At 57.8% G+C, this 16,576-nt stretch carries 20 protein-coding genes; 7 read left to right on the top strand and 13 right to left on the bottom strand.

What is annotated here, in order from left to right:
• Nucleotides 1-3 precede the first annotated feature (3 nt).
• Nucleotides 4-654, bottom strand: coding sequence for a DUF1062 domain-containing protein (locus tag RBH10_RS15700; RefSeq protein ID WP_281036571.1), 651 nt, complete (start codon nucleotides 652-654; stop codon nucleotides 4-6).
• Nucleotides 655-906: 252 nt separating this feature from the next.
• On the opposite strand from RBH10_RS15700, the gene RBH10_RS15695 reads away from it, so the two are divergent.
• Complete coding sequence (locus RBH10_RS15695; RefSeq protein WP_281036572.1) at nucleotides 907-1,194, top strand: hypothetical protein; 288 nt, start codon at nucleotides 907-909, stop codon at nucleotides 1,192-1,194.
• Nucleotides 1,195-1,239: 45 nt separating this feature from the next.
• Nucleotides 1,240-1,890: a pyridoxamine 5'-phosphate oxidase family protein gene (locus RBH10_RS15690; protein ID WP_045016094.1), complete on the top strand. Its 651-nt coding sequence runs from the start codon at nucleotides 1,240-1,242 to the stop codon at nucleotides 1,888-1,890.
• Between the two features lie 37 nt (nucleotides 1,891-1,927).
• Here the strand turns inward: RBH10_RS15690 and RBH10_RS15685 are convergent, their stop codons facing one another.
• The 7 genes from RBH10_RS15685 to RBH10_RS15655 form a co-directional block, all read right to left on the bottom strand.
• The gene (locus RBH10_RS15685) at nucleotides 1,928-2,572 is read right to left on the bottom strand and encodes a cytochrome b (protein WP_281036573.1); all 645 of its coding nucleotides are present in this window, start codon (nucleotides 2,570-2,572) and stop codon (nucleotides 1,928-1,930) included.
• Between the two features lie 3 nt (nucleotides 2,573-2,575).
• Nucleotides 2,576-3,355: an anti-sigma factor gene (locus RBH10_RS15680; RefSeq protein WP_281036574.1), complete on the bottom strand. Its 780-nt coding sequence runs from the start codon at nucleotides 3,353-3,355 to the stop codon at nucleotides 2,576-2,578.
• Nucleotides 3,352-3,858 (bottom strand): sigma-70 family RNA polymerase sigma factor, encoded by a 507-nt coding sequence (locus tag RBH10_RS15675; protein ID WP_045016097.1) that lies wholly within the window; start codon nucleotides 3,856-3,858, stop codon nucleotides 3,352-3,354. The genes RBH10_RS15680 and RBH10_RS15675 overlap by 4 nt, the downstream gene beginning before the upstream one ends.
• A gap of 5 nt (nucleotides 3,859-3,863) precedes the next feature.
• Entirely contained in the window at nucleotides 3,864-4,253 is a 390-nt protein-coding gene (locus RBH10_RS15670; RefSeq protein WP_281036575.1) for a hypothetical protein, read from the bottom strand.
• 114 nt (nucleotides 4,254-4,367) lie between these two features.
• Nucleotides 4,368-4,934, bottom strand: a complete 567-nt coding sequence (locus tag RBH10_RS15665) for a YceI family protein (RefSeq protein WP_281036576.1) — start codon at nucleotides 4,932-4,934, stop codon at nucleotides 4,368-4,370.
• A gap of 219 nt (nucleotides 4,935-5,153) precedes the next feature.
• Nucleotides 5,154-6,539, bottom strand: a complete 1,386-nt coding sequence (locus RBH10_RS15660) for an MFS transporter (RefSeq protein ID WP_281036577.1) — start codon at nucleotides 6,537-6,539, stop codon at nucleotides 5,154-5,156.
• A 255-nt stretch (nucleotides 6,540-6,794) separates the two neighbouring features.
• Nucleotides 6,795-7,745 carry a dihydrodipicolinate synthase family protein gene (locus RBH10_RS15655; RefSeq protein WP_045016100.1) on the bottom strand — a complete coding sequence of 317 codons (951 nt, stop codon included), beginning with the start codon at nucleotides 7,743-7,745 and terminating at the stop codon, nucleotides 6,795-6,797.
• Between the two features lie 144 nt (nucleotides 7,746-7,889).
• On the opposite strand from RBH10_RS15655, the gene RBH10_RS15650 reads away from it, so the two are divergent.
• Nucleotides 7,890-8,915, top strand: coding sequence for a LacI family DNA-binding transcriptional regulator (locus RBH10_RS15650; RefSeq protein WP_281036578.1), 1,026 nt, complete (start codon nucleotides 7,890-7,892; stop codon nucleotides 8,913-8,915).
• A 96-nt stretch (nucleotides 8,916-9,011) separates the two neighbouring features.
• Here RBH10_RS15650 and RBH10_RS15645 read toward each other — a convergent pair whose 3' ends face one another.
• A complete protein-coding gene (locus tag RBH10_RS15645; RefSeq protein ID WP_281036579.1) occupies nucleotides 9,012-9,842 on the bottom strand; it encodes an APH(6)-I family aminoglycoside O-phosphotransferase in 831 nt (276 codons plus the stop codon).
• Between the two features lie 177 nt (nucleotides 9,843-10,019).
• Between RBH10_RS15645 and RBH10_RS15640 the strand changes: the two genes are divergently transcribed.
• Entirely contained in the window at nucleotides 10,020-10,976 is a 957-nt protein-coding gene (locus RBH10_RS15640) for a hypothetical protein (protein WP_281036580.1), read from the top strand.
• Nucleotides 10,977-11,061: 85 nt separating this feature from the next.
• On the opposite strand, the gene RBH10_RS15635 is transcribed toward RBH10_RS15640, so the two are convergent.
• Nucleotides 11,062-11,565 carry a GNAT family N-acetyltransferase gene (locus RBH10_RS15635; RefSeq protein ID WP_281036581.1) on the bottom strand — a complete coding sequence of 168 codons (504 nt, stop codon included), beginning with the start codon at nucleotides 11,563-11,565 and terminating at the stop codon, nucleotides 11,062-11,064.
• Nucleotides 11,566-11,903: 338 nt separating this feature from the next.
• On the opposite strand from RBH10_RS15635, the gene RBH10_RS15630 reads away from it, so the two are divergent.
• Nucleotides 11,904-12,278, top strand: coding sequence for a VOC family protein (locus RBH10_RS15630; RefSeq protein ID WP_045016105.1), 375 nt, complete (start codon nucleotides 11,904-11,906; stop codon nucleotides 12,276-12,278).
• Nucleotides 12,279-12,412: 134 nt separating this feature from the next.
• On the opposite strand, the gene RBH10_RS15625 is transcribed toward RBH10_RS15630, so the two are convergent.
• The 3 genes from RBH10_RS15625 to RBH10_RS15615 all read right to left on the bottom strand — a co-directional run bounded on the left by RBH10_RS15625 (nucleotide 12,413) and on the right by RBH10_RS15615 (nucleotide 14,093).
• Nucleotides 12,413-13,252 carry a hypothetical protein gene (locus RBH10_RS15625; RefSeq protein WP_281036582.1) on the bottom strand — a complete coding sequence of 280 codons (840 nt, stop codon included), beginning with the start codon at nucleotides 13,250-13,252 and terminating at the stop codon, nucleotides 12,413-12,415.
• A gap of 74 nt (nucleotides 13,253-13,326) precedes the next feature.
• The gene (locus tag RBH10_RS15620; protein WP_281036583.1) at nucleotides 13,327-13,716 is read right to left on the bottom strand and encodes a hypothetical protein; all 390 of its coding nucleotides are present in this window, start codon (nucleotides 13,714-13,716) and stop codon (nucleotides 13,327-13,329) included.
• 245 nt (nucleotides 13,717-13,961) lie between these two features.
• Nucleotides 13,962-14,093, bottom strand: a complete 132-nt coding sequence (locus tag RBH10_RS15615; RefSeq protein ID WP_281036584.1) for a hypothetical protein — start codon at nucleotides 14,091-14,093, stop codon at nucleotides 13,962-13,964.
• Between the two features lie 155 nt (nucleotides 14,094-14,248).
• On the opposite strand from RBH10_RS15615, the gene RBH10_RS15610 reads away from it, so the two are divergent.
• Both RBH10_RS15610 and RBH10_RS15605 read left to right on the top strand, forming a co-directional pair.
• Complete coding sequence (locus RBH10_RS15610) at nucleotides 14,249-14,905, top strand: response regulator transcription factor (protein ID WP_281036585.1); 657 nt, start codon at nucleotides 14,249-14,251, stop codon at nucleotides 14,903-14,905.
• Nucleotides 14,906-14,955: 50 nt separating this feature from the next.
• A complete protein-coding gene (locus RBH10_RS15605) occupies nucleotides 14,956-16,245 on the top strand; it encodes an ATP-binding protein (RefSeq protein ID WP_281036586.1) in 1,290 nt (429 codons plus the stop codon).
• Nucleotides 16,246-16,576: the final 331 nt, after the last annotated feature.

The following is a 16,576-nucleotide window of genomic DNA, read 5'->3' as shown; positions in this document are numbered from 1 at the left end:
TTTCTACGGAGAACTGCTCGCCATCAAAGGCTCCCACAGCCGCTCGCGATCGACCCCGGTGTGGAGATCTATCACGACCCGAGTGCCGTTTTTAATTCGCCGCCGTAAAATGTCGGTACGGTCGGGATTTGCCCTGAGCGCACCGCCATCGTGAAGCGCCTGCAGCCGCGAGCGCGAAAGTCCCAGCTCTGACGCCAGCAGACGGTCAAGGCGGATGCTCGTCAGAAACGGCACCGCCAGATCGATCTCCGCCCTTGTACAATCGAGCCTCGTCCAGTCGGGAGGTGCGCCCATGATCGTTTTTTCGATATCGAATTCGGGGAACTCATCGACGCGTTGCGATTTGCGCCTCAAAGCCTCGATATTGAATGTCTCCGCCCGTATCCATAACGGATCGTTGGACTGCAGCGCCTCAAGGGCGGCAGGCGCTATATCGCGGACATTCTGTCGCTCGAAGATTGGTCGGTTCCAGGTCTTCTCGCAGGTCAGGCATCGGTAGATAAGCCAGGCGTCGAGTTTGCGGCCATTGGCGTTGAGCCGGATTTTACCGCTGGATTGAAAGGCCCTCAAGCCACCGCAACCGCTGCACGCTATCCATGGCTGGGGTGCCGTTCGGGGAATAATGGTCCATTGGACCCGAAGTGTGTCGCACATATCGTCTTGGTCTTCCGTTCGGAAGTCCACCAAGATGGTGCATGAGAAAACCCTTGCGGGACGGCGTGGCGATGTTGTGGGTGGCTGAAGAGCTTAAGGCAGCGGACTGCACAAGGCACATTTTAACAATGCCAGACCGGTCTCTTGCCACCACCCGATGAACATGATCATACGCCGACAGCATGTTGCTATCCGGCAGTACGGGGTGAAACTGGATTGAGACCGGTATTTACTTAGGCAAAGTCTACCTCGATGCGCCAACGCTCTTCGGTGCCGACGATAACAAATGATCCGCCCGAAATGGAGTCTCCTCCGTCTCTGGTAGCTGAAAACCGTTGCGCTGCGGTTTTTATGCAACTTCGGGTGATTGGCGCACTCTCCATCGCAAAGCGTATTCCGACCGATGTCTTCTTGATCGAAGCGGAAATCTGCGATATCGGTAATGTTGAGGTACGTACATCAAATTTCGAAAACCGCACAAATGCGGGCAAAACAGAACAACTGACAGGTGAGCAATATCCGGGCCGTTCTGTCCGGTGAAGCTGATGGGGAACAACAGGATAACGTCAAAAAAGGAGGGGTATAATGACGGCATTCGAACTCAATCCGGAATTCGCCATAACAGATGAGCAATCGCTTCGCGGGTTGTTCGAGGCGACCCATTCTCTGGCAATATTGAAGTGTCAGGATACCATTGGCGAGCATGCGCGGGAATTTATCAGGCGCTCCCCATTCCTGTGCATCGGAACGCAGAATCTGCAGGGAAGCGCCGACGTCAGTCCTCGCGGCGACCCTGCGGGCTTCGTCAAGATCCTTGATGAACGCACACTCGCAATACCGGATCGACCGGGCAATAATCGTCTGGATACGCTGACCAATATCATCGCCAATCCAAGCGTCGGGCTGCTGTTCGTCATACCGGGATTTGACGACACATTGCGTGTGAACGGGCAGGCGACACTGGCAACCGACCCGGAACTCCTGAAAAGCATGAGCATCAATGATCGTGCACCGAAACTCGCGATCGTCGTCCGGGTGAGCGAGGTTTTCATGCATTGCGCCAAGGCATTTCGACGGTCGCATTTGTGGAGCCCGGATCATTTTCAGGATCGCTCCGAGATGCCGTCCCTTATCAAGATCATTCTGGATGAAACGACAGGCGCGCCCAGCAACAAGGATGAGATGCGGAAAATGGACGACGATCTGGAAAAGGATTACCAGAGAACACTTTATTAGTCGCCGGCGCTCCGTCCGCGTTCACAAATTCCCTCGTCTATTTTCGAGGGGAGGTTGCTTCGCGCCTGTTATCCGTGGCTGCCAGATGGGGAACCATACGCCGAAGCGTCGGGTCCCTGCGGATGAAATGGTGCCACAGTGCCGCGATCACATGAAGAAGCACGATCACTGCTGCGAGATACGCCAGTGTAGCGTGAACGTCAGTCCAGAAAGCCTCGGCTTGATCGGAGATCGCCATGGGCAGACCCGGCACAACGATGAGATCGAAGACGTAACTGGGAATCTGTAAGGGAGAGGTTGATGCGACTGCCCAACCGGCGAGGGGAACGGCAAGGGTAAGGAACAGCAATGCAGCGTGAGCGGCCCGCGCGGCTAACCGGGAAACCAGACCTTCACCCTCAAGAGCCCGCGGTTTCCTGCTGAAAACCGACCAGATGACACGCGGCACGGCCAGGGCCAGCACCAGAAATCCTATCGACTTGTGATACTGAAAAAGGTCGAACTGAAGTACCGGATCGATATTGTCGCGGCTCATCAGGTATCCCAGCGCAAGCTGCGCGAGGAAAAGCACCGCGATCGTCCAATGGAAAGCGATAGCCACCAGTCCAAAGGAGACGGGGGTGTTGCGCCACTTCCGTTCAACCGCCGGTGCACTATCGAAATGATCCTCAAGATGTTGCATCGGTCAACTCAGCTGTTGATAGGTGTCTTTGGCAATGGCGTCCATGCGGTCGGACGGCAGGCTGCCGACCAGCGCACAGCGGATCGTTTCATCGTCCCAGGACACGGTTTCAAGCGACCCGACACTGGAGCGCCGCATGGCGCTGTCGCTCGAGTCCGCCGCAGCCACGATGTAAAGAGTGACACGCTGCCCGCCTTTGTCTTCATACATAAGCTGGGCGGCCGCACCTTCGGAGCTGGGGAGCACCCGGCCGCCGACAAGGGAGAGGCCATGGCGGGTGAGGTCGGGGATGTTCAGTTTACGATCCAGCCGCTTCGACAGCCATTTCGGCAGGCTCGCAGCGTTCTCGGCATCGGCCCGGATTTCCACCGGATGCAGAACCTCGCTTGCAAACAACTTATGTGCCTGCGTCGCATCCGCCACGATGGAATGGGCAGGTTCGGCGACCTGAGACACAAGTCCGCGTCCGAACCAGCCGCCCGTCAGCCCGACCGCCAGCACAAGAACGGATGCCGCCGCCATGTTGCGCCAGTTGGCGCGCTCCGCGCGCAAGCGCCGCTCGATGCGGTAAACATCGAGGCGCTCGGGTAAAACACCGGTATCAAGAGGGCTATAGAGAGCCGTCAGTGTCGCATTCTGCTGCTGCCACATCTCCACCTTGCGTGCATCGGCCGGATTGGAGGCGAGGTGGGCGCGAACGACATCGCGTCGCTGGTCTTCGAGCTGCCCGTCGACATAGGAGATCAGATCGGCTTCGGTTATCTGCGGCTCGCTGCCAGTCATTTTATCACCTTGAGATTGGGCTGGTCTTCTTGGGTCATTCGGGCCAGGGCCGTTCGGGCTCGCCCCAGACGGGACATCAGAGTGCCCAACGGAATTTCAAGAACATTTGCCGCTTCCGCATAACTCAGACCTTCGACGACGACGAGGAGCAGCGCCTCGCGGTGTTCGCCGGACAGTTTTTCGATGGCGCGGGCCATTTCGGCAAGCGCTACCCGACCCGTCTGCGCCGCCGGCACAAACAGCTGTTCCGCAACGTCGTCAATCGGGACTTGCGACGGCCGGCGATTGCGGCCACGCAGATTGTTGCGGTAGACGTTGACCAGCACCCGGTACAGCCAGGGGCGCAAAGGCCCCTGCGGTCGCCATAACGCCTTTTTACGGATAGCTCTTTCCAGACAGTCCTGGACGAGATCGTCAGCCGTGTCACGGTCGTGCGTCAGCGCATTCGCATAGCGTCGAAGCGCCGGTATGCTACTTGTAATCTCGTCCAGAAAATCCGGCATGGGTGCTATTCCTTGGCAACGTGCCAAACGCCGCCGACGCCATCACCAGTGACATCGCCTGCCTTCTTGTCCATCTGCCAGCGATATAGCGGCTTTCCGTCATGCGACCACTGCATCGTGCCATCCTTGCGGGCGATTGGTTTGTAGTCGCCATCCGCCTTGTCGGTTTTGGAAGCCGCGAGCGGCGGCCATTTCTTCGCACAGGCATCATAGCAGGCCGAAGAGCCGGCGGCATCATTGTCGAATGTATAAAGGGTCATGCCTTTGGCGTCAGTCAGGATCGTGCCCTTGGTCGTTGCCTTTTCAACCACCGCGCCACCGGCGTAGGGTTCGGCAAGGGCGGCGGTGGAGGCGAGCGCCAGAGCGCCGGCCAGAACGAGATGATGTACACGCATGGGGATAGTCCTTCGAGAGGTAACGGGCCGGACAACATGTCCGATATTAGACAGAACACCGGCCAGCGGCACTTAATCCCGCCTCACCGATTTTTTTTTGACGTTCCTTCGTTTTTATCTGACGCCCTTCAAATCGATGTCGAACGCGACCGTATTCGAATAGAGCGGCACACCGACACCCATGCCATAGGGCATCCGGGGCACATTGCCGGTGACGTGGAAGGTGACGGATCCCTTTTGCTGCTCGACGAATGTTGCGTGAAAGGTTTCGGGTCTGGAGACGCCTCTGGCTGTCAGGATGCCTTCGACCACCGCGCTGCGCGGTCCGTCCTGCGTAACGCGGTTGGAGCGAAATACGATCTGCGGATAGGTGGCAATATTAAAAACCGCACTGGATCGCAGGAAATTTTCCACCCGCTCCTGCCCCGTCTTGACGCTGGAAGGGTTCAATTTGATTTCCACGAAGGATTTGGACGGCTGGTCCGGATCGATATCGAAGCGGCCGGATATATCGGGGATTGTGCCCTTGATGCCCGGACCGGCAACCTGGTCAATTGAAAACGCGATGTGAGAGGCGGGGTCGATACGGTAACGTCCGGCTGCGGACGAGAACGGGCTGGCAGATACCGGCGTGCAAGCCAATGTCACAAGCAAGAGGGTGAGGGAATAGGGGTATTTCACGGCGCAGGCTCCTTTGTGAATACGTCGTCGTACTCAGGAGAACACCGCGGTAAACTATTTAATCCCACGCAAGTTGCGGCAGATCATCAAAATCCCTGCCGCCTGATCGAATGCGATGACCGCATTTGCCACCGCCAGCCGGCGCGTATGCCTTTCGACCTCATGCAAAAAGAAAAGCCGCCGATGATGCCTGTATCACCGGCGGGGTTGTCGGAATGATTACGGAGACAGTTCCTCGAGAGCCTTGCCTCTGGTCTCAACCGCAAACAGTGCCGTGATGATGGCGCCGACAACGAGGATGGCCGCGAAAATCACGAAGACATACTGGATGCCCATCGAAGCCATGGTGAAACCAACGACGATCGGGCCGGCCGAGGAGCCGAGGCGCAGCCACGCGCTGCCCGTTCCCGTTCCGAGCGCCCGCAGGCGGGTCGGATAGATTTCCGCTGAGTAGAGATAGAGCGAGAAGGTCACCGTCTGGACGATGGCATAGGCAAGACCGCCAAGCACCAGAACCTGCTCGGCCGAGGTGGCTCCCAGCCATGCGAGAACCAACAGAGGGATCGGCGCCAGAAGCAGGGCGCCCATGTACCAGCGCTTCCGCCCGACTTTGTCGATGAGGAGCGCGCAGATGATGGCGGCGATGACGCCTCCGACCGATGTCAGGAAACCGTAGAAAATGCTGGTCTGGAGCGGCAGATTGAAGACCTGACGATAAAGGGTCGGCAGCCAGGTGATCGTGCCGTTGGCAACCGTATAGGCGGTAAACCACATGGCCCAGATCGAAAGCGTGCGCTTCAGGTAGATGCCCTGGAACAGTTCCTTCCAATCAGATTGCCGTTTTACGGTCGAGGCAATGATCTTCGGCTCAGGCAATTCCTTGCCGGCGGCCAGAGCGCTTGCTTCCATTTTGGAAACGATTGCATTGGCCTCATCATAGCGACCGTTGGCCGCGAGCCAGCGTGGGGATTCCTTCAGGAACCAGCGTAACGGGATCATCAGGATTGCCGGAACGAGGCCAACGATGAACATCGCCTTCCAGCCATATACCGGCACCAGGAAGTAACCGATCAGGCCTGCACCGACGAGGCCGAGAAGGAACATGACCTCATAAAGCAGGAAGAAACGGCCGCGCCCCTTCGAGCCGATGAGCTCGTTGATATAGGCGCTGGCAACCGGCACTTCGCCACCCGTTCCGATGCCCTGCACGAAGCGGAATGCCATCATCATGCCGGCACCCGCGGCAAATAGGCAGGCGACATCCATGCTGACGAACAGAAGGATGGTGAACAGCAGGACCTTCAGACGTCCGATCTTTTCGGCGAGCCATCCGAACAGGATCGCACCGACCAACTGACCAAGATAACCCATGGAGAGGATCATCCCGGTCTGCGAAGGCGTCAGGTTCCATTCCTTGACGAGAACGGGCATGGCGTAGGCGATGGCGATCACGGTGTAACCGTCGAAGAAGGTCGCTGCACCGACGATATTGCGGGCCCAGAAGACCTCGCGTGTAATGGGAAGGCGCTCCAGACGGGCGCTGATATCGGCTTGAGGATCGGCAACGCGCGCCGTCTCAGCCTGCATGGGCTGCATGATGTTCAATATTTCCTCCATCCGTCGCTGGCGCGTTACTCTCTCCCGGCCAGGGACGTCCTCTGCTCGTGTTTATTAGTGTGTTTCAGGGCTTCCTGTCAGCGCAATGTTCTGTTTGTCGGTGAATGGAGCAAAAGGGAGCGTGTGTCGGCGCCGAAGACTGATCCGACTATCGAGCCGCAATGCAGTCGGCATCTGCTTCCCATGGTCTCCTCCCATCGGAAAATCGCCCCCGCGCTGAACGACACGGGGGCGACAACTGTCTTATTCGGCAGCGATGAGCTGCTGATCGACGCGACCGATACCGGCTGCGTCGAAGGCCGCGAAGATTTCCTTTTCGGCCTTTTCACCGAGGTTCTTCAGCGGCTCACGGATCGTGGCATGGTCGAGAATACCGCGGTGGACGAGACCGAGTTTGAGCGCAACGGTGCCTTCCATGTGCGAACCGCGATGATAAACGGCGCGGGTGACCGGTAGGAGCTGCTCGAAGATCTTCCGGGCTTCGGGGTAGTTCTGCGCCTTGCCGGCTTCGATGAGATCCACCAGAAGTTCCGGTGCGATATTGCCGTAACCGACCAACAGGCCGTCGACGTCGAACATTGTCGGCAGCAGCCATTCGTCATGGCAGGAGAGGACCTGCAGTTTCGGATTGGCCTTCTTGAGTTCGGGAATTTCAACGTACCAGCGCTTCATGTTGCGCACGCCGTTCTTGGTGGCGACCACGCCATCCTGCGTAGCGATTTCGAGCTGGGTGTCGAGATCGTAGCTGGCTTTCGTCACATCCGGATACTGGAACAGGATTTCCTGCAGACCGGATTCTTCCCAGATCGCCTTGTAGCGGCTCTGCGGCGCGCCTTTCTGATAACCGAAGCGCAACCAGCCGTGGTTCGGATAGACGAGAGCACCGGTCGCACCGGCAGCCTTGCACTTCTTGGCTTCTGCTGCCGCGACCTTGGTTCCTTCACCGGTAATCCCGGCAATGATCGGAATTTCGCCGTTCACGGCTTCAACATAGGTATGGATGAGGGCGAGCCGCTCTTCTTCCGTCAGGAAGGTTCCTTCGCCGGCATGGCCGAGAATGACAAGGCTTTTCACCCCCTTGATGGACACCAGCCATTTGGCGAGACGGGCGTTAGCCTTGTGATCGACGTTGCCGTCGCGATCGAAAACGGTGACGGGGGCGGGGCTCAGGCCGCGAAGGTCCATGGTGGTCATAATTTCTCCTCCTAAGATTTCGCCAATCACATTCAACCGGCGAAGGGAACGATATCGGGAACGTTCCCAATATTGATTTGATCGCTTCGGCTGTCAAGTGATAGAACAGAAAAATCAGGATGCGGGCCGGTGAGGGGCGATTCGATGAAAAGTGACAAACCCGATGTTATCTCGCCGTCGCGCGTTACGATCCTTGATGTGGCAAGGGTTGCCGGCGTGTCGAAATCCAGCGTTTCCCGCTTTCTGGATGAGCGCATGCCGAAGTCGGATAGCGAAACCGCGCGCCGGGTGCGCCAGGTGGCCGCCGAACTGGGTTACGTTCGGGACGTCTCGGCCTCATCCCTGCGGAGGGGCAAGACCGGCATGGTTGGCGTTATCGTCCCGCGTCTGACGGATACCGTCATGGCCATGCTCTATGAGGCGCTGGCGCATGCGGCCGCACGGGCAGGTCTCTTTACGATCGTTGCGACGACGGATGATGAACCGGGGGCGGATCTTCGGGCTGCCGAGGCACTTCTGCGTCGCGGTGTCGACGGATTGATCCTGTCCACCGCGCGAGACGGCGACACGATCACCGACGAACTCGTTGATCGCGGCGTTCCCTTCGTTCTCGCCTTGCGTACCGACGGCAAGTGTCGCTCTTCCATCGGAGACGACCATCTCGGCGGTTACCTCGCGACACGGCACCTGATCGATCTCGGGCATAGACACATCGGACTGATCGCCGGCCCGTCCTTTGCATCGAGCGCGCGAGGGCGCGTTGAGGGCTACCACAAAGCGATGTCGGAAGCCGGGATAGACGTACAACCGCAATGGATCAGGGAATCGACCTTCGGCATCGAATCCGGCGGTGAAGCCGCGCAAAGCCTGATGGCCCTTGCAGATCGGCCGACCGCGATCTTTGCGGTCAACGATAACACGGCCATCGGCGCCTTGTCCGCACTGACACGGCTGGGACTGTCCGTTCCCGGTGATGTCTCGCTGGTCGGTTACAATGACATCCCGATCGTAAGCCACCTGCCGACGCCGCTGACATCGGTAAAGGTGCCGTTCGAGCAGATCGCCACCGCGGCTTTCGAACTGCTTTCTGCAGAAAAAGTCACCGCACGCGACCGCATCCGCATAGCAACGCCAACACTCATCCCGCGACGGTCGACAGCAGCTGTTTAAGCGGGGCAGGGAGCTGTCTTCGGAGATGCGAGTTCCGCCCGCTATTCTATCGACGTCTCGACTGCCGGGCGGAATCCATAAACAATATAATGCGCCTTAGTACGCCGTCTGTCGTACGTTCCTGATTGTCGCTGCAATGGCCAGATCGCGCTGCTCGTCCTCACCATCCCCGTTCCACGCCGCCGAAAGACAACCGTAAGCGAATGCCTGATCAAGCAGGCGACGCGGATCGACATCCAGACTGCGGGAGAAGGCATCAGTCATCTTCACGATGCGTTGGGGGTCGAGACAAAGATCGTCCCTGTCAGCCGGATCATAGAACATGTTGACGGCGCCAAAGCCGACTTCACCAACGAGACCGACAGGATCGATCACCAGCCAACCACGACCGGAGAGCATGATGTTCTCGTGATGCAGATCACCGTGCAGCCCACCCAGCCGGGTGGCAGTGCTCAGCAATTGATCGGCAAGAATGGCCGCCTCGACATAGTCGGTTTGCAGACCTGCATTCTGGTCTTCACGCGCGCGTTCAAACAGGGCCTCGAAGCGGTCCCGAATTGGGAGGAGGGCGGAGGGCAGGGGCTCATTCGATGCGGAGTACAGTTCAGCCACGAGTTCCGCGGCAATCGCAGTCGCCGCATCGTCACCCTGCTCGGCAACGACGTGGGAGAGCATGCGACCTCCCGCATATTCGAGCAGCAGCATGTTGTCCTCACGGCCGAGCAGCCGCACGGCGCCTCTGCCATTGCGCCACGCCAGATAGTCGGCGCCACGCAACTCGTCAGCAATATCTTCTATGGGTTTCAATACCTTGACTATTGCTGTGGAACCATCCGGCATCTGAACTTTCCAGATGCGGCTTGAAAAGGTGTCCGCAATCAGAAGCGGTTGGGAAACATTCCAATCAGCGGGGAAATCAGACGGCATTCACATCGGCTCCAAGTCAAAGGGTCCAGTCGCAGGTCGACGGCGCCACGATTACGATCTGGTGGTGATCAGAATAGGGGAAATAATGCCTGAAGACTGTTTCCGCTATGGTTGTCCGATCAAAAAACTGCCATTTTTACGGATGACCAGTGCTCGTCATTCAATGAATGATTGAGGGTGTCCGTGACGAAATCCATTGGTTTGCTTGCAGGCTTCGCGCTGCTTACGTTTTGCAACGGGGCGTCCGCCGCAGAGAATTTCCTCTACACCAGCTCCGGCGAGCTTGAAGCCAACCAACGGGTTCTCGAGCGCGGGGATATCGGTGGCGTGCAAATCGTCTACAACTGGCGGAAGCTTGAACCGGAAAAAGGCAAATATGATTTCTCCGTCATCGAGAAGGACCTCGCCGTCACCGATCGCCTGAAGAAGAAACTCTTCATTCAGGTGCAGGATCGCTTTTTCGAGGCAACGGCCAGAAATGTGCCGGACTACCTTCTGACGGACCCCGCATATGGCGGCGGATTGGCGCCGCAATTTGATAATCCCGGCGAAAACAAGCCTGTCGGAGACGGGTGGGTTGCCATGCAATGGAACCCCGCATTACGCGATCGTTTCCAGAAACTATTGGCTGCACTGGCAGAAACCTTCGACGGCCGCGTCTATGGTGTCAATCTGCCCGAAACCTCGATTGATCTGGCAACCAACAACCCGCCAGCCGGCTTTTCATGCGACGCCTATTTCCATGCCGAGATGGAAAACCTTGCTTTCGCTCGACAGGCATTCTCCAAATCGAAAGTCGTGCAATATGTGAATTTCTGGCCCTGCGAATGGGATAACGACCATAAATATATGAGCCGGCTGTTTGATTATGCCGCCAAGAATAATGTCGGCCTTGGTGGACCCGACATCGTGCCGGGCCGCAAGGCGCAGATGAAAAACTCCTATCCTTTCTTCAATCAATACAAAGGGAAAATCGACTTTGTTGGCATGGCGGTTCAAGAGCCAACACTGACCTACAAAAACCCCAGGACAGGCAAGCCCTTCACCAAAGATGAGTTCCAGACATTCGCGGAAGACTTTCTTGGCGCCGATGTCATTTTCTGGAGCAGCGCTTCGCCCTGGCTTAAAAAGTAAGGCTCAATGGCATAGGGCACCGCAGAATCTTCATGAACGGCGAGGGCAGTGCCGTGTCTTTCAAGGGCATAGATCCTCGATCGTGCTATCTCAGCCTGCAGATCATATCCCAGCGATCAAGGCCCGGAGCGTAGGCATTCGGCGTGACCTTGGTTGGAGTGAAACCGAGTTTTTCGTAGAACCCTTTCGTATGTTGACTGGTGTTCAGCGTAATGGTCTCTATTTCGGGAATGCTTCTTGCCTGATTGAGCCGGGCTTCTGCGAGTGATCGACCAAGACCCTTGCCGTGGTAGTCGCCCGCAATCATTCCCCATGAGAAAAATGCCGTCTTTTTCTCCGCCATCACCTGCAGCCCTCCGCAGCCGACTATGGCATCGCGAGCCTGCAGAACGAGATAGAAATGCTCCAGGACAGGAGATGCAAGAAATTCAACATATTGCGATCGCTCATCAACGGCGAAAAAATGAGGAACATTGGAGTCGAACACGGCCAAACAGGCCGGTTCGTCTTTGATGGCATAAGGTCGAGATGTAATTGATAACACCGAGATAGCCCAAGTCATGTGTTGTTGAATCGTCGACCACGACATGATCATAAGCCGTGAGGAGAAGTCCAGTCACTGGCTGGCCAACCGGCTCTCCGGTTGCAAGGGAAGGGAGGGGATAGATCGCAGCCACCGTAACAACCGTGGAGAGCGGGACGCCTCATCATTCGAGATGGCAATCACCAGCATCTAGCTCCTAACCTATAAGCGATGGCGGCTTTGCGCCAACGCCGGACATTGCGGCCGGCGCAAAACTCCTTATTCTGCAATATCGCAAAAGCCGGAAAACAGTTCGCACTTTAATTCGGAATTTCGCGACTGACCAACGACCAGATTAGGTACACCAAGCGGCAGCCCATTAGGTGCCATACCGGAGATAAAGCATGTTCACCCATGTCATGATCGGCAGCAACGACTTGGAGCGGGCCAGAGCCTTCTACGATGCCACGTTCGCTGCGCTGGGAGGCAAGCCGGGCGAGATGGATGCAAGGGGCAGGCTAATCTATGCCCACGAGGGCGGTAGACTGATGATCACGAAACCGATCGACGGCAAGCCGGCGACAGCTGCTAACGGTGGGACTATCGGTATTGCCGCCGCAAGCCAGGACCGTGTTCTCGCTTGGCATGAGGCCGGTACAAAGCATGGTGGCACGGCGATCGAGAGTCCTCCCGCAGAGCGTCCAAACGGGTCTTTCGTCGCCTATCTTCGCGATCCGGACGGAAATAAGCTCACCGCCCGGTCTCAGCCGACGAAGTGAGATCGGCGTAAGCGGCACATAGTGGACAGCGTGGTCGATGCTAAGAGGCGAGTTAGGCGTGCCGTTCGGCCGACTTCTCTCATGGCTGTCGCGAGTGCGTTCTGTATCGGCGATAATGAAACACCGGGGGGGCTTTAGAGTTCTTCTTCGGCAACAGTAAGCCTCTCGCCTCGGCTGGCCTTTGCCAATTTGCCATCCTCGTCGATCTCAGCCAGTTCCTCGCCTTCGTGTCGCACACTCATGAAGGCGACGATCGCAACGATCGCTGCGAGAAAGATCGCACTCGTTATGATCGTGCCGAGGCCGAGGCCGCCATATTGCGCAGGCTGAGACATCAGATCGCCAAACGATGCACCCAGCGGCCTGGTCAGAATGTAAACGAGCCAGAAGCCGAGTATAGGATCGAGGCCAAGGAAGAAGTAGCCGAAGCTGAGCGAGATAATGACCGTGCCGAACAGGACGCCGGCCGCCAGATAACCCAACGCGAATTTCTCTGCGACCAGATCGCCGGCTGCCGTGCCGAGCGCGAAGGTGAACAGAATGGCGAGCCAATAGAAGGCCTCGCGCCGCCCGGTGAATATCGAGTGGATCGAAAGCGTCCGCTCCGTTTGGGACCACAGCAGGAAAGTCAGCGCCAACGCGATCGAGAAAGCAATCGTGGTATCCAGCAGCGGCGCATGGAAGTTGTCGACCAGATTGTCGGTAATCAACGTGCCAACAATGCTGATCAGTACCACGGAAAGCCAGTAAGAGGCGGGAACATATTTCTTCTGCGCAAATTGCCAGATCAATGCGGCAACCAGAACGGCGGACATGATCAGCGATGTCGCCGTCAGGCCCAGGCCCATTTGCACATTGAGATAATCGGCAGCCGTTTCACCCATGGTGACGGCCATCAGTTTGATGAGCCAGAAATCGGTCGTGACGCTGGGAACGCGATTGTAAACAGCAGCTTTGGTGGTCGGTGCAGACATGGCGAGTATCCTTGCATGGGCGTCGAAAGTCTCGGAGGGCAGTTCGGGCGAGGGTGACACTGTTCGCCGCCCGCCTATTGAGCAGGCTGAGCCGGATTGCTGAGAACCGTCATAAGAGCGGCTAGCGTTTTGCTGACTTTGTCAGCCGATGGAGCGGATTGACGCAGCGCTTTCAGCGCGGTGTCGGAGGCAGCGTCAATATTGCTCCAGTCGTGCTGGTTTAGCGGCCGGATTGCGGTCTCGGCCTGGTCCCATGCCGTTTCATAGTCGGTGATGCGCTTTGCTGCGCCGGCAAGGTCACCCTTGGACGCAAGGGTCTGGACATCGGCTATGATTGTCCTGAACGATGACAGATCGCCAAGGCCAACCGTTTCGGCCGGTGCGGTACTGGTGTAAAGTTCAAAACTCGTGAATGCCGCCACAGGAGCGGCAATGAGCGCGATGGCAAGCAGAATCTGTCTCATCAGCGGATTTCCCCGGAATTCTGGCGAGACGAGGAAGGCATCACTTCCACTCGCCGGTTGTACGGCACGCCTGCGGTAGCGCGATACGCTCGCTGCTTTGCCAGTGGCGTACGGCTGGCCTGCTTTGACTACACGGGTTCAATTAGCTGAGAATTAGAGCGGACGTTGGCGTGGCGCCGCGCGTCAGCCGGCTGCAAATTCCGCGTGAATGCGGCGGCCAGTAATGGTACCGGCCGCCGCCTTTTTCATTTCTGCGGGACCAGATGGGAGACAATCGCCTTGCCACCCTTGTCCGCGTAGGCCAGATGGACCTTCTCGCCGACACGCAGTCGGGTGCGGCAGGTGACATCAAGCACAGCACGGCCAATGCGGCGCATATGCGATAGCGGACGGTCATGAGCAATGCTCCTCTGCGAACTCGATAAAACCATGTGACGCCAGCAGAATTAGGAGGGTCTTAGATGATAGGGCTTAGTGCGGTCGGGCTGCACCAAAATCTGTGCAGCCGCACGCGTTTAGGTTATTCTGAAACATGCGTATTCTTGTAATCGAAGATGATGTCATGCTCGGTCGAGCCCTCGTGCAAGCCCTCGATGATGCAGGCATGTCGGCGGACTGGGTGCGAGACGGACAACTCGGGGATGAGGCCGTTGCCGTTGGCGGGCATGGTCTTGTGTTGCTCGACATCGGCTTGCCCGGCCGGTCGGGTCTGGAGATTCTGCGCTCGTTGCGGACGGCCGGTGACAAGAGGCCGATCCTGGTGATCACCGCCCGTGACGAACTCGATGATCGTGTCGCGGGGCTTGACCTTGGGGCCGACGACTACCTTGTGAAGCCGTTCGAGGTCAAAGAACTACTCGCACGCATGCGAGCGGTGTTGCGCCGAAATGGCGGCCAGGCGGTTTCTATCCTTTATACGAGCGAGATCGAACTCGATCTATCCAGCCATGAGGTAAAATATCGTGGGTGCTGCGAAGTGCTGCCAGCGCGCGAATTTGCACTGCTTCAGGCATTGCTGGAGCGCCCGGGAACCATTCTATCCCGCGCCCAGCTTGAGGAAAAGCTCTATGGCTGGGGCGAGGAGGTGGAGAGCAACGCCATCGACGTGCTTATCCATTATGTAAGACGCAAGTTCGACAAGGATATCATACGCAATGTCCGAGGGGCCGGCTGGATGGTTCCCAAGTGATAAACACCATATCGATCCGACGCACAGCGTTCTTATGGCTCGCGGGCTTGATGGCGATCATCGGTGTCTGCGCGGCGACTACGTCATACCTCCTCGTTCAGAACGAAGCATCCGACTTCCTCGACAATCAACTGCGGCAGATCGCACTCTATGTCGGAGATGCGCGTTTATCGCCAGCAACAGGCCCGGATAGCGTTGCGCTGCACGATCCCGAGGACGACTTCGTCATCCAGGTCTGGGATGTTGCCGGCAAGCCCTCGCGACTATCGCATCCTGCCGTTGATATTCCTCGGCAACAGGCGACCGGGTTTGCCGATATTTCGACCGGCAGCGACAATTGGCGCGTCTACACGCTGGCCGCGCCGGATCGAACGGTTCAGGTTTCTCAGGATACAAGCGTTCGGCAGGAGCTGGCGACCAATGCAGCGCTTCAGGCGGCGCTTCCGATCGCGGTTCTGATTCCATTGTCACTGCTGACACTGAGCTGGATCATCGACCGGATCATGGCGCGGCTCAATCGCCTGGCCGTCGCGGTCGCCTCCCGAGACACGACGGTGGACAGCCCTGTTCCGACCGACGACGTGCCCGCTGAAGTCATCCCCTTTGTCAGCTCGATCAATCTATTGCTCGCCCGGCTCCGCGCATTGCTGGAAAGACAGCGGCGGTTCATCTCGGATGCGGCCCATGAATTGCGCACGCCGCTCTCGGCGCTGCAAATTCAAATCGACAACCTTCGGCATGACGACCGGGACGGCCGATTTTCACAGCGTTTGACGGAGCTCGAAGCAGGAATCGGGAGGGCCACCAGCCTGGTGAGCAAGCTCTTGCGCCTCGCGCGCTACGACGCCCACGAGACCGCACCCGCGCCGCAGCCGATCGATCTCGTCCAGCTTGCTCTGGATACAGTCGCACGCTTGACCCCGCTTGCCGGGAGCCGGTCGATCGACCTCGGCATTACCCGCCAGGATCCGGCCGTCACGATCGGCGCGCTCGCCGATTTCGAGATCATTCTTGAAAATCTCGTCGAGAACGCAGTGCGCTATACTCCGCCAGGCGGAACCGTCGATGTCGCGGTGGAGGTTGCCGGGCAGGAGGCACGAATTGAGGTTCGCGACACCGTCCCCGGCATCGCGCAAGAAGAGATGCCCCGCGTCTTCGAGCGGTTCTTCCGCGCAAGCCCCCAGGATAGTGAGGGAAGCGGCCTGGGGCTGGCGATCGCGAAGGCGGCGGCCGAAAGACAAGGAGCAGGGCTAACACTTGCCATGCGCAGGGACGGAGCAGGCCTCGTAGCATGCCTCATTGTACGAATGGCTGTTGGAACAGCTGTCAAAGCTGATTAAAGACGCAACGTCTCTGGCCCGATAGAAATGCGACACTCGCTCATCGGATCAGCCCTGACAGAACCGGATTGCCCGTTTGCAAGGGGAGGGCGGATGACAGAATCCCTCCTTCGGCTTTAGCTTCTTCAGTCATCTGTCTGCATATCCCAGTTAACACTTCATTCAGTGGTTTTGTGAAATCTAAAATACGCAGGTTCCAAAGTTTCATCGGCGGGGCTGGTAGAACAAGTGGATCCAACGCGCCCTGCCTTATGGCGGCCCAGAACGGATATCCGCTTGTCGCTCTATGAGGAGGGGCACAGCTACCCGCGATGTTCCATTGTATGTTTCG

It is taken from the genome of Rhizobium sp. AN73, from assembly GCF_030757975.1.
GTDB lineage: Bacteria > Pseudomonadota > Alphaproteobacteria > Rhizobiales > Rhizobiaceae > Agrobacterium > Agrobacterium arsenijevicii.
This window is presented reverse-complemented; position numbering and strand designations above follow the sequence as displayed.